Source organism: Sphaerochaeta sp. UBA5849 (assembly GCA_002432715.1).
Taxonomy (GTDB): domain Bacteria; phylum Spirochaetota; class Spirochaetia; order Sphaerochaetales; family Sphaerochaetaceae; genus Sphaerochaeta.
This window is the reverse complement of sequence record DJGJ01000031.1, coordinates 1-12,325: the sequence shown is the minus strand read 5'-3', so window position 1 is coordinate 12,325 and position 12,325 is coordinate 1. Positions and strand designations below refer to the sequence as shown.

The window sequence follows — 12,325 nt, the reverse complement described above, 5'->3', positions numbered from 1 at the left end:
ATAACTTCCCGCGATTGGTACTCTAAATATATTGCCACTTCTTCACAGTGTCAAGCAAGCAAGCTCCTTTGATGTACTGACTTGCAAGAATCAAGGCAACCACGGAGGCCTTTCTTCTGATAGAATCACGACCATAGGAAGTGAGTTGCACCTTCACTGCTGCACTCGAGCGATGTTTGGAGGCAAAACCAAACCATACGGTTCCCACCGGTTTCTCGTTGCTGCCGCCATCGGGGCCGGCTATGCCGCTGACAGACAACGCCCAGTCAGTATGTGAACGGTTGAGCATACCCTGTGCCATCTCCAACACACAGGCCTCACTGACGGCCCCATGAGCCTGCAATGTTTCGCTACGCACCCCGAGCATGGCGATTTTCGCCTCATTTGCGTACGTGACCGCCCCACCATAGAACCAGGCTGAGCTTCCACTCTGGTCGGTGAGCAACTTTGCGACAAACCCCGATGTACAACTTTCAGCACAGCTGATCGTCTCACCCCTGGCTACAAGCAAATCCGTCAAGAGCTGGGCGGGCATGACATCGCCGTCCACCAACAATGACGGCCCGACCAAGGCCTGGAGGCGTTTGGCCATCTCAAGACGCTCCTCCTCATCGCCTCCCACCAGATACAGGCTGATTTTGAGGTCCTGGAACCGGGTGCCCCACTGCAGGCCGTTGAAGGTAACCTGTCTGCACAATTCCTCCAGTTTTGCTTCAGGAATCAGGAAGGTGGAGTATTCAGTACGTGAAAAGTCATCATGGCCGATCAGCTGGGCCAGGTAGGGCAATACCTGGTCGAAAAACATGGGATCCATCTCCCTGGGAGGCCCGGGCATGGCAATACAGACAATCTCGCGCTCCCCATCTGGGATGATACCCCTGAAGCCGGCTGCCGTTCCATACGGATTGGGTATGGCGGTGAACCCCTGGGGAATCATGGTCTGCTGTTCGTTGGCCCCCCAAATCCTCTCACCGATGCGTGCATACAATGCATCAAAGGTTGCTTGGTCACGTACCAAGGGCACCTGTGCCATGTGGGCGACAATGCTGCGCGTAAGATCGTCGCTGGTGGGACCGAGCCCGCCGGTGAGAATGACAATGTCACAGGTGTCGATGCACTCCTTGAGCACTTCCTCGATGGTTCCATCGTCGGGAACCAGGACCATGCGGTCGACCCGGTAGCCGAGCTGTGTCAGCTGGCTGGCAAGGACCTGGCAGTGTTTGTCCGCAATGACACCGCGGGTCAACTCAGTCCCGATGATAAAGAGTGCTGCACTGATATAGGTCATGTTCTGTTCTGCCTTCTCTCTCGTATGAAGTGTATGAGGTGATACAGGGCTCCCAAGCCAAGCAACAAGAACGACAGGTAGATGGCCAAAAAGGCGAACCAGTCGATATGCCGGGTGTAGAAGGTGAGACCATGACTTTCACCGGTGAATACCGGAACATCATAGATATGCCAACCTACCTTGAAGGGCTCCATTGGGTCGATGATTTTTCCGGTTACATCGATGACGCAGGTCATGCCGCTGTTCGTACCACGAACGGTGGTGCGTCGATTCTCGATGGAACGGAACACAGCAAGCCCAAGATGCTGCATCTCGGCCGAGACGGCCTTCGACCAGCCATCGTTGGTCATGTTGACGATGACATCGGCCCCATTTGCCACAAATTCGGCATTCAGATAGCCGAAGACGTCCTCGAAGCAGATCGGGGTGGAGAATTTTATCCCTTCCTCGGTTTCGAACACCACGCTTTCATACCCCTTTTCCCACCAGTTGTAGTCATTGGCCAACAACAGGTTGTAGAGCAATGGCAGCTGTTTCTCATAGGGGAAGTGTTCGGTGAACGGAACAAGGTGTTGTTTTCGATAGGTATTCTTGATCTTGCCATCCTCAAAGAAAATGACCGTGTTGTAATCCTTGCGGTTCCAACTGCCGTCTGCAAGCAGGGCGGGCTGGGAAGGGTCGTCGATGACGCCCTCGGGGTTGCCGGTCACCAGAGGCACGGGCAGGGATTTGCCGAAGGCGACGAACTCCTCGACCAAGGCCGAGGTCGCAGGGTCGGAGGGGTAATTCTCATGCCATGCAACCGAAGGGACGAATGCGGTCTCAGACCACAGGATGATGTCGGGATCGGCCTGCAGGGCCTCAAGGCTCATGCGACGCAGATTGTTGAAGTTGTTCTTATAGGTTGTGTACCCGCCCTTCCAGGTATCGGCGCTGTGTTGGATGGTTGCAACCCTCCAGGTCTTTTCAGGCTCCTGGGATCTCCAATAGGAGATGCTGGCAAAGCCATAGGCAAGGATTGCAATCAGAACAACTGCATAGCCAATCAAAAAAACCAGATGCTGCTTCAGATACGAAGCGAAACCATCCAACCGATTGCGATGCTTCTCGAACAGGATGAATGCCAAAAAGGTTTGAGGAAGAACCATCATGAACGTGACACCCCAGACACCGGTGAACTCGGCAATCTGGATGAAGGGAAGGTATTGGTAAGCTGCACTACCAAGGGTCCCGTAGGGGTAGCCTGCAAACCAATCCTGGCTGATGTATGAGTAGGCTACCCAAATGATGCCTTCCACGATATAGCCATACTTCTTGAACAGCTTCTGGGCAGCCTTCAATGCAGGAAACAAGACAGCCATCTCACCGCCCTTGATGATGGGAACGATCAGGATGGCGAGCGGATGGAAGGTCTTCAGCCAGTAATTGAAGAAGAGATAGAACATGAAGCCATACAAGAACCCATACACAGGCGTAAGTTTCCAGCTTGTGTTGCGAATCACCGCAAACACAGGAATCAAGGCGAAGAACCCAATAAAACCGAACCCGTTGACCGATATGAGGCCGGGAAAGGCCAATGAGTAAAGAAACGCCGCTGCCAATAACACAAGAACCTCAGAACATACCGTTCCGAGGTTCCGTCTGGGATGCAAATCAACCAAGAGATGTTCTCCTATTGCAAAACACGTGAAACTCAGTCGTTCTCCGGCTTGTTGTCACGCAATTCCCATACATAATCCTTGAGTTCTTTGCCAGGACGGAAAATTGCGACCCCGTGTGTCTCGACGGCAACTATGGCACCAGTCTTGGGGTTGCGAGCTTTCTCTCTGCCTTTGCGGGTACGAACTTCAAAGGTTCCAAATCCACGGAGCTCGATGACTTGATCGTTCTTCAAGCCTTCTTTCACTTCTTCGAAGAACTCATCGATAATCTTATGGATATCGGCTCTATTCAGTCCATGCTTCTCATAGAGACTCTCAATAATGGCTGCTTTTGTCAATTTTGGTCCTGCCATAGTAACTCCTTAACTCACAATATTTGCAAAAGAACATAAGCCGATTCCACAATCGACCTGATTTCATGAGACGGTTATGCCTGGGCGGCAGCCTGGTTGTTAAACTTGTTGTACTTGGCCTGCAATCTGGATTTCTTGCGGCTGGCGGTGTTCTGATGGATAATTCCCTTGCTTGCAGTTGTATCAAGCAGTTTGAGACTCAAGGCCAGGGCAGAAGCAGCAGTATCCTTGTCATCGGAGGCCACAGCGGCTTCAAACTTTTTGATTGCAGTGCGCATAGTGCTCTTGGCTGCACGATTCCTCATTCTCCTGACGCTGTTCTGTCGCTCTCTTTTCTCAGCAGACCTGTTAATCACGTAATACCTCCAAACATATTACCTTGAATACGTAGTTATTTGTATGAAATATGAAGTCGGCAACACAGGGCCGACGGTGTAAAAACATATCACAGTCTATAAAATCGGTCAATACAATGCTTTACTTCAGTTTGACAAAAATTCATCTGTATACTCCTTGGTTATCTCCCAACGACTGGCTTCCTCGTTGAAAAATACCGCTGAATGAGGGATTGTCAGCATCCGGCTCTCACTGCCACTGAGCTGGATCCTTTTTGAAAGTATGTTGACTTCTGATACTTTCATCAACTCGAACCCAACTTTCAATTTACTTCCTTCTGGAGGATACTTGCGTTTTTCCTCCACATAGAAGTCGAATTCGTAGGAGAGACAGCAAAGAAGCCTGCCGCAAGGACCGGAAATTTTCATTGAATTGAGTGACAAATTCTGTTCCTTGGCCATTTTGATCGAAACCGGATTGAGTTTATCCGTTACGCTATGGCAGCAGAAATCCCTTCCGCACACAGCCAGACCGCCGAGCACCCGACTTTCATCGCGCACCCCGATTTGGCGCAATTCGATACGAATACGGAACACAGAAACCAAATCCTTGACCAAATCCCTGAAGTCCACCCGGACATCTGCAGTAAAAAAGAAAATGATTTTCGGCTCCCCGAGCAAAAAGTGGGCGGTCACCAACTTCATGTCCAGTTTGTGATAGGCAATCTTCTCACGACAGATCCGCATTGCCTCATCCTCTTTTTCCATCAGCTCCTGATATCGGTCCAGGTCAGAGGGCGTCGCCAGGCGGTCGATCCACAGGATTTCTCCTGTCAGGTCCACTTCCTGAGGGTCCGGCTGAGGATTGCAGCCTGCGCAGGAGTCACAGGGATCTTCGTCAGGCTCAGAACTGAACAAGATCTCCATTTCCTCTGCAGGTTCTGCACGTTCAGCTTCACTCTCATCCTTGGGCATGCACTCACCATGCAGGCAGGCACCCCGGCACTGGTCGCAACCGGGAGTATACTCCTTGCCCAACCTGTCCGCACTCGTCATGATCACTCCCAAATCCAACCCATACCGGGTAGGCGCCACTACCGAAGTGCCGGGGTACAATACTGAATCCCAAGCACAGATGCTGGTCTCGTTGGATGAAGGGTTCTTTACCAAATATATATAACCTCTTGAAGGTCTGGTTCGCTGACTTTGACCTTCGGGGGCACGCATTCGTTCTTTTTTCATGCAAATCCTTTGCCAAAAGGGCTCTAACGTTGTAAAGCTACCACGTGGACAAGAAATTGTCAAACTGTATATCAAGAGATCTAAGTGATTTACTGTATACGAGTTACAACATTGACGGCTGGATTTGGGCATGGTATAGTCTAGTCACATCTCCCCTTATGTTGAGAATGCATCTCAAGGAGTCGGTATGCAACTGTTTGATACGCACGCCCATATAGGATTGTTGCAGGATGACAAGATGGAGCAATTGCTTGCAGTCCAACTTGCGAAAGTCAAGTCGGTCAAGCACGTTGTGAGCATCTGCAATAGTCTGTCTGATTTTGAGCGCACCTATGCAAACCTTGAGAGTTCTGATTCTGTCTATCATGCGGTGGGAGTCTCCCCCACCGAGGTCACCAATCCAGGCAAGGACTGGGAGGAACGGGTAATCACCCATGCCCAGCAAAAGAAACGCATCGTCGCCATCGGAGAGACCGGTCTGGACTACTATCATATGTTCGGCGGTGACAAGACACTGCAGATCGAGCTGCTCCTCAAGCATCTGGAGATTGCCCGTCAGCTCAATCTTCCGGTCATCATCCACAATCGCAATGCGGCCGAGGACCTGTTGCCCATCCTTGCTGAAAAACTCCCTCCAAAGGGTGGAATCCTCCATTGTTTCGGCGAGGATTGGACGTTTGCCAAACAAGCTCTCTCGCTCAACTTGATGTTCTCTTTCGCAGGAAACCTGACATTCAAGAACAGCAGAAGCCTGCAAGAGGTTGCAATGAAGCTTCCTGGTGACAGAATTGTCATAGAGAGCGAGGCGCCGTTCATGACGCCATACCCCTACAAGGGAGAACGGAACAAGATCCACTATCTGGTTGAAACAGCCAAAGTCCTTGCCTCTCTCAGGCAGACCTCCCTTGAAGAGCTTTCTGAAAGCCTTTATGCTAACAGCCTGAAGGCATTTTCCCTTCCAAAGGACGTATGAACGAACAGCAATTATTTCACCCGGTCAACATAGGAAATGTCAAGATTGAGGGGAATCTCTTTCTTGCACCGTTGGCCGGATATACGGATATTCCATTCAGGACCCTCTGCATTGAGGAGGGGGCAAATTTCACCTTCACCGAGATGGTAAGCGCTGAAGGACTTTCCCGTGAGGGAGAGAAAACCTTGGAATTGATGCACCGCGCCCCGAATGAAAAGCAGTATGCCATCCAGCTTTTCATGAGCAATACGGATTCGCTGAAACAGGCGCTCGAGCAACTGATGCCCTTCAAGCCAGAGGTCATCGACATCAATTGCGGCTGTCCGGTTCCCAAGGTTACCAAGACCGGCGCAGGATCGGCCATGATGAAAACACCTTCCTTGATCACCGAGGTGGTACGAACCATAACCGATGAAGTCGATATTCCCGTTTCGGTCAAGTTCCGTACCGGCTGGGATGCCCAGAGTGAAAACTTCCTTGCATTCGCCCAAGCCGCACTGGACGGGGGTGCATCCGCACTCACCCTGCACGCCCGTACCCGCAGCCAAGGGTATGCACCCTTTGCCGACTGGACCAAGCTGACCGAGCTCAAGCACTACTGCACCAGCCATGCATACCAGGTTCCGGTGTTCGGTTCAGGCGATCTCTTCGCAGCCGAGGATGCAAAACGGATGTTGCTGCAGACGGGAGTGGATGGCGTCATGTTTGCCCGCGGAGCCATCGGCAATCCCTTTATCTTCTCCCAGGCAAAGGCACACCTTGAAGGCAGGCCGATGAAAGAAATAACCAAGGCGATGCGCGTACAAGCAATACTCCGACATTTGGACATAATGATCGAGACGTACGGAGAAAAGACAGCGTGCACCTTGATGCGCAAGCATACCTGTTCCTATCTCAAGGGAGTTCCCAATACGTCGACTGTAAAACAAGCCGTTGTACAGGCTGTCAAGCGTGAACATTACACAGAGGCTCTCAGCCCACTTGTTGACCTATGAAGCCGTAAAATGGTACGTTTATTAGAGTAATCTGAGATTGAGGAAGTGCAATGAGAGTATTAGTGTTAGGTTCAGGAGCCAAGGACCATGCCATTGCATGGTGGTTCTCACAAAGCCGTCTGATCAACGGGTTATTCGTTGCTCCGGGCAATGTGGGGACAGAGTCCATCGCCACCAATCTTGCCATCGATCCTTCAGACCCCAAGCAGGTTCACGAGGCCTGCACAACCAACGATATTGACTTTGTGTTCGTCGGTACCGAGGCGCCTTTGTTCACCGGAGTCATCGACTATCTCAACGAGAGAGGGATCGATACATTCGGTGCTCCAAACAGGGCGCTGAAGCTTGAAGGCGATCGAAACTTCAGCCGCATGTTCACCGACAGGCACAACATTCCCACTCCCACCCACGTTCTGTTCGACGATGAACACACACTTTCCGAATACCTCAAGCGTCACGAAGGCGAGCGTTTTGTCGTCAAGAGCAATGCCATTGCTCCCAGCCGCGTCATGATTGATTCCTCAGACTACAACTCCTTGATGGAGTTCTCAAAAAGCATTCTGGCTACCAGCCCGATTATTTTGGAAGAACACCTGAAAGGACTTCCCATCACTGTCACCCTCTTTTTGGACAACAAGGGATATCTTTCCCTGCCGACCTGCAGCGACTACATGAAGTCCGAGGAGGGAGGCCTTCCCACCGGCGGCATGGGTTCGATTTGCCCGGTCCCCCTTCAGGAAGAGGTGAGCCAGGCGTTGGTCGACACCATCATCGAACCCACTTTGTTCGGCCTGAAAGCCGAGCGGATGGCCTACAAGGGTGTACTGACGATTAGTGTCATCATCACCAATCGCGGTCCGATCCTGGTCGATTACCACGTTCGTTTCAATGATCCGGCAGCCCAAGCCTTTGTTCCTCTGATCAAGACCGATATCGTCGACATTCTCAATGCAATGAAGCACGACACCCTTTCATCCATCTCCTTGGAAGTATCAACCAAGTCCGCTGTCGCCTTGGTTGTAGCCTCGGAGGGATATCCTGGAAAACCAATCATCGGCAAAGTCCTCGATCCTATGCCTGCTTCCTTGATGCTCAACACCTTTGAGGGAGCACCCCGCTACTACTTTGGCGGAGTACAGGAGAAGGACGGAAAACTTGTCACCACCGGTGGACGTTGCGTAACGGTTGTCGGTGTTGGATACAATATCATGAATGCAAACAAAAACGCTTATAAAGGTGTCAAGCACGTGAATTTTGAAGGGGCTTGGTACCGTAAGGATATCGGAGATAGGTTCTTCGAGAACTGAATCACATATACAGGTTTGCAACAGTTCTATTCAGCCCGGCATATTCCTGATGCAGGGCTGTTTTTGTTTGCAAGTTTGTCATAGTTGAGGATAGAATTGCGGTACGTGAAGTTGAGGACACCATGGAGTTGATTGCAGCTGAGATTGTATCCTTTTTTATTGTTGCAGGCATCCTCTTCGAGCATCGCCGTTCCCAAAAAGGTTTCATCCAATCGAGAGAAGACCCCATCAACCCGGTTGGATTCTCCTATCTGTTTTATCTGGTGGTATCGATCATCACACACCTTTCCATGCGGGGGTACCTGTATCTGGTTCCTTGGTTTTCAATGGGGATAACCCTCACTCATATGCTGGCCATCCCCACGTACATCCTGTTCTGGATGCGCGCCATCGAACGGCGCCTCCTGCCTAAACAGAGATTTCGCATCCTCGAACGTGTGCAGTTCGGCATGCTCGGTCTTGCAGCGATTGCCACTTTCTCCGACCTTGCATTCCACAGGCTGTTTATCTTCTCTGAAGCCGGACGGTACATTGAGGGTTCGGGCTTGCTGTATCTGAACTACTTAAGCGGGTTGTTCATTCTCATTCAAGTAATTGCCCTGTTCTATCGGTGGCGCCGAATCCCCAGTTACATCCGCATGCTTTTTCTTTTCTCATCCCTCTTTTTACTTCTCTCCCTCGTCTTCTTTGAATGGTTCCGCCAACCGTATCTCTTAGGATTGAGCAGTACCTTCATGCTGCTGCTGAGTTACCTGGTATGGCAAAGGCGAGAGCTCAGTCTGGATTTATTGACCAGAATCCCCAATTACACAGCATATATTGAACATCTCAAGCATGTGGTGCTCACACACCAGAAAACCACCATCCTGATGCTGGACATCGAGAATTTCCGCTTGATCAACAGCCGTTATGGGAATTCCCATGGTGATATCTTTTTGCAGCGTTTCGCTGCAAAGCTCAGTGCATTCAATACGCAGGGGCCGGCCTATCGGTTGTTCGGCAATCGGTTCGCCCTCATTCTTCGCCGGCAAAGCCATAACGGTGTTGTTCGAATTGTCCAAGCCATCAGGGCCATTACAAGCGAGGGCTTTGTCATCGATGGTGCACATATCACCTGTCATGTAAATATCGCCATTGTAGAAACACCGCTGAAAACCAATACCCTTGAGGAAATTGTCGATTCACTGGATTTTACCATGGCGGAAATCAAGGAAAGACGCAGGCTCCCGGTTATTATCTTCAACCAAAAATTAGTTCCCCTGCGACAAAGAAAGCTCGATATCCTCTCAGTTCTCAGGAGGGCTGTGGTTCAGGAATCGATGGTCAAGGTATTCTACCAACCGATCATTGCAACGAAGGACAACCGTATTGTTGCCGCTGAAGCGTTGATGCGCATTGAGGATGAAAGGCTGGGCATGATTTCACCCGGAGAGTTCATCCCAGCAGCAGAGATGGCAGGCCTTATCTCACCATTGACGGAGATAATGGTACGCAAGGTTTGTTCCCTGTTGACAAGATATGCAAAGCAGGTCGCGCTCATTTCCCACATTTCCATCAACATCTCGGCAGAGGACTTGCATTCCACCGATTTCTCCCGTCGCATTTTGGATGTCATTGAGCACAGCGGTGCAGATGCCCGGAAAATCAGCTTCGAGGTGACTGAGTCAATATTGCTTACCCCATCTGATTCTGTGGAAAAGAATTGGAAAGCTATCACCGATAAAGGAATCCGCTTCCTGCTTGATGATTTCGGTACTGGTTACTCCAATTTGGAGACTCTGGTCAGCAAGCCGTTCGATATCGTCAAGCTTGACAGGAGCGTTGTATCGAACGCAACCAACAGATATGAGCTGCTTGCTCTCATTACGGGCATGCTTACACATCTTAAAAAGGGAATGGTTGCAGAAGGGGTCGAGACAGCTGAACAGCTTGAGGTGGTAAAGCAGGTGGGAATCCAATTTGTACAGGGCTATTATTTTTCCAGGCCGGTACCCGAGGAGCAGTTCTTGTCATGGCTGTCGGGAACCATGTTCATCATACCACAAGCCTAAAGAAATGAGGCCTCGTACCCCAACGAAGCCTCATCACCGACCATTCCCCCCTCTCAAGACTGGCGGCCACCTCCCCAGGCAGCCGCCATCTGTTCGCTTCCCCCACGCAAAGGGAACGATCTGAAGAAATCGTCTCAGAACTCTCTCAGAAAGAACAATGCCTAGAAGGAAACACAAAACATATTCTCTCTGTATCTCCATCCTACTCTCAGTTACCCTCTGCCGTCAATGAATACCGTATCAGGGCACCCTTAATTCTAGCAGTGTACTATGCTCGCTAGAATGAAAAGGTAGTCCCCATGACAAACTGCACATCCCATGCATGAGGATTAAAAGCTTGCTGAATCTGCAGATATGAGCCTTTCGCCAACACTGAAACCTGTGCATACACCTGCCAGGCTGTGCTAAACCCCACATCCAGCGCTCCTGCAAGCGTGGCGATGAACGAGGTATGTATCACATCGTCGCTGAACATCGTGGTGCCATACTCACTGGAGCTGTCGTCAAGAACCGTAAACATGTCAACACCTCCCTTCAGCACCCCGGTCACAGCCAATGACAAGCTACCCTCGTCTGTAACCTTGTAGAGCGTCCGGGCATGGAGCACAAGGGCATCGCCACCGTAGGGAGAGCCGATGTAATCCAGCTTGACTGCATTCCACGCATTGGTATTCAATCCTGCATATCTGCGAGCCATCAAGAAATCTACAATGTCGCGACGGTACATATGCGGCAGCGTCATGGAAGCTTCAATAGACGACTGCAACACCCCTTGGGCAAATGCTGCCGCATAATCCGCACCCAAAGACATTCCCCACGCCGGCAGTTCAGGATTGTCTCCTTCGTTGGGTGCAACTGCTTGGTCGAGAGCAAATTGCCCATACAGCCTGAAGCCTGCAAACGGCACATAGGCAAGCTCAATATGGGCGATTGCATTGAATTTATTGCGCTCGTTCAGATTGTGGAAAATAAACGACGGATTGAGAAACCGCAAGTCCAGCTTATCATCTTGGTACATGACATTTTCACTGACTGCAAAACTGACTTTGCTCCAAGGACGGAACTCCAACCGATGGGCCAGCAACATTCTCAGTATGGACGTGGATGCATGGTAGGTATCGAAGAAGACGACCAACGCTTCATACTTGAAATATTCCGAGTAGGTTGTGAAGCGAAGATACTCATGAAAATCAACATGGTCATCGAGAATGAAGTTCCCGATCTTGGAATTGCCCCAGGAAATTCTATCCCTGCTGAATGTGGCATTCCATCGCTCAGAGCCCAAGGAGATGACCGATCGCTTCGGGGTCTGGAAATCAATATGCGTAGTGGAGGTGATGATGTTGTTCGCATACCACTTTTCGTATTGCACCAGTTTGGTATTCTCGTCAACGTAATAGAGACCTGAATTCGCAGGGATAAGGGCCCCTACACTATCATTGGCGTCGAGATAATCGAGAGTATCGTCCTTCGTATGCAAGCCGTAACCATACTGCAAGTCGGAATAGGTGTAGAAGAAATCCGAGACAGCCATGTCCAAGCGTAGGCGCACCAACGGTTTTCTATCGACATAGGAGTAATCCCAAGCTCCGTAGGAGGAGAACTCCGAATTCGAATGTATGTAGTTCTCCACTGAGACATCGGCATAAGCGGAAAGTGAGAATCCGTCGGAGAAGTTCCAACGCAGAGGAGCCTCCACCTTCTTTTGAATGGACGTATACAGCGAATGAGCAACAGCCTGCAGGCTTTCTTTCCGCACGCTGCCCAAGATTGCTTGGGCCTCAGCTTTGGTCCAAGGCCGGGAACCGGAGGGAGTCCCCTTTCCTGCAAGCAGGTAAAGCAGATCCATGTCTTCATATACCGAGCTTGCAAGAGGGATTACCTGCGCCCCTACAGACGCAGGAAGGGGAAGAACAAAGGCAATAAACACTCCAAGACAGAGAACAATCCGCTTCAAAAAGGCTGTTCTCATAGTGAGTACGTTGCACCGAAGGTCAGCTGGATGTCTTTTGCACTATCACCGCTCTTGTTCTTGTAGTTCTTGATGGTGATGTAGTCAACCTGGCCGAAGACAGAGAGGCAATCGGAGAGCTGATACGAACCGTTGATACCGGCTATGA

The 12,325-nt window shown here is 50.6% G+C and carries 10 protein-coding genes; 4 read left to right on the top strand and 6 right to left on the bottom strand.

The annotated features are described in order from the left end of the window. Window positions 1-22: 22 nt before the first annotated feature. The 5 genes from B3K89_RS04890 to B3K89_RS04870 form a co-directional block, all read right to left on the bottom strand. On the bottom strand, window positions 23-1,288 hold the full coding sequence (locus B3K89_RS04890) for a nicotinamide-nucleotide amidohydrolase family protein (protein WP_293896772.1): 1,266 nt from the start codon (window positions 1,286-1,288) through the stop codon (window positions 23-25). Beyond that, complete coding sequence (gene lnt, locus B3K89_RS04885; RefSeq protein WP_293896774.1) at window positions 1,285-2,949, bottom strand: apolipoprotein N-acyltransferase; 1,665 nt, start codon at window positions 2,947-2,949, stop codon at window positions 1,285-1,287. The genes B3K89_RS04890 and lnt overlap by 4 nt, the downstream gene beginning before the upstream one ends. A 32-nt stretch (window positions 2,950-2,981) precedes the next feature. After that, complete coding sequence (locus tag B3K89_RS04880; protein WP_293896776.1) at window positions 2,982-3,302, bottom strand: HU family DNA-binding protein; 321 nt, start codon at window positions 3,300-3,302, stop codon at window positions 2,982-2,984. A gap of 74 nt (window positions 3,303-3,376) precedes the next feature. Next, window positions 3,377-3,658: a 30S ribosomal protein S20 gene (gene rpsT, locus B3K89_RS04875; protein ID WP_293896778.1), complete on the bottom strand. Its 282-nt coding sequence runs from the start codon at window positions 3,656-3,658 to the stop codon at window positions 3,377-3,379. Window positions 3,659-3,784: 126 nt separating this feature from the next. Further along, entirely contained in the window at window positions 3,785-4,879 is a 1,095-nt protein-coding gene (locus B3K89_RS04870; protein ID WP_293896780.1) for a PSP1 domain-containing protein, read from the bottom strand. Window positions 4,880-5,066: 187 nt separating this feature from the next. Here B3K89_RS04870 and B3K89_RS04865 point away from each other — a divergent pair, with 187 nt between their 5' ends. The 4 genes from B3K89_RS04865 to B3K89_RS04850 all read left to right on the top strand — a co-directional run bounded on the left by B3K89_RS04865 (window position 5,067) and on the right by B3K89_RS04850 (window position 10,205). Continuing rightward, the gene (locus B3K89_RS04865) at window positions 5,067-5,852 is read left to right on the top strand and encodes a TatD family hydrolase (RefSeq protein ID WP_293896782.1); all 786 of its coding nucleotides are present in this window, start codon (window positions 5,067-5,069) and stop codon (window positions 5,850-5,852) included. Next, on the top strand, window positions 5,849-6,847 hold the full coding sequence (gene dusB / locus B3K89_RS04860) for a tRNA dihydrouridine synthase DusB (RefSeq protein WP_293896784.1): 999 nt from the start codon (window positions 5,849-5,851) through the stop codon (window positions 6,845-6,847). The genes B3K89_RS04865 and dusB overlap by 4 nt, the downstream gene beginning before the upstream one ends. 50 nt (window positions 6,848-6,897) lie before the next feature. Beyond that, window positions 6,898-8,154, top strand: coding sequence for a phosphoribosylamine--glycine ligase (gene purD, locus B3K89_RS04855; protein ID WP_293896786.1), 1,257 nt, complete (start codon window positions 6,898-6,900; stop codon window positions 8,152-8,154). Window positions 8,155-8,276: 122 nt separating this feature from the next. After that, the gene (locus B3K89_RS04850; protein ID WP_293896788.1) at window positions 8,277-10,205 is read left to right on the top strand and encodes a putative bifunctional diguanylate cyclase/phosphodiesterase; all 1,929 of its coding nucleotides are present in this window, start codon (window positions 8,277-8,279) and stop codon (window positions 10,203-10,205) included. A gap of 277 nt (window positions 10,206-10,482) precedes the next feature. Here the strand turns inward: B3K89_RS04850 and B3K89_RS04845 are convergent, their stop codons facing one another. Beyond that, window positions 10,483-12,177 (bottom strand): hypothetical protein, encoded by a 1,695-nt coding sequence (locus tag B3K89_RS04845; RefSeq protein ID WP_293896790.1) that lies wholly within the window; start codon window positions 12,175-12,177, stop codon window positions 10,483-10,485. Window positions 12,178-12,325: the final 148 nt, after the last annotated feature.

Excerpts from the sequence above, each read along its gene's own strand:
- B3K89_RS04890 (WP_293896772.1), bottom strand. The coding sequence starts at position 1,288 with ATGACCTATATCAGTGCAGCACTCTTTATCATCGGGACTGAGTTGACC.
- purD (WP_293896786.1), top strand. The coding sequence starts at position 6,898 with ATGAGAGTATTAGTGTTAGGTTCAGGAGCCAAGGACCATGCCATTGCA.
- dusB (WP_293896784.1), top strand. The coding sequence starts at position 5,849 with ATGAACGAACAGCAATTATTTCACCCGGTCAACATAGGAAATGTCAAG.
- B3K89_RS04850 (WP_293896788.1), top strand. The coding sequence starts at position 8,277 with ATGGAGTTGATTGCAGCTGAGATTGTATCCTTTTTTATTGTTGCAGGC.
- B3K89_RS04870 (WP_293896780.1), bottom strand. The coding sequence starts at position 4,879 with ATGAAAAAAGAACGAATGCGTGCCCCCGAAGGTCAAAGTCAGCGAACC.
- B3K89_RS04880 (WP_293896776.1), bottom strand. The coding sequence starts at position 3,302 with ATGGCAGGACCAAAATTGACAAAAGCAGCCATTATTGAGAGTCTCTAT.
- B3K89_RS04845 (WP_293896790.1), bottom strand. The coding sequence starts at position 12,177 with ATGAGAACAGCCTTTTTGAAGCGGATTGTTCTCTGTCTTGGAGTGTTT.
- B3K89_RS04865 (WP_293896782.1), top strand. The coding sequence starts at position 5,067 with ATGCAACTGTTTGATACGCACGCCCATATAGGATTGTTGCAGGATGAC.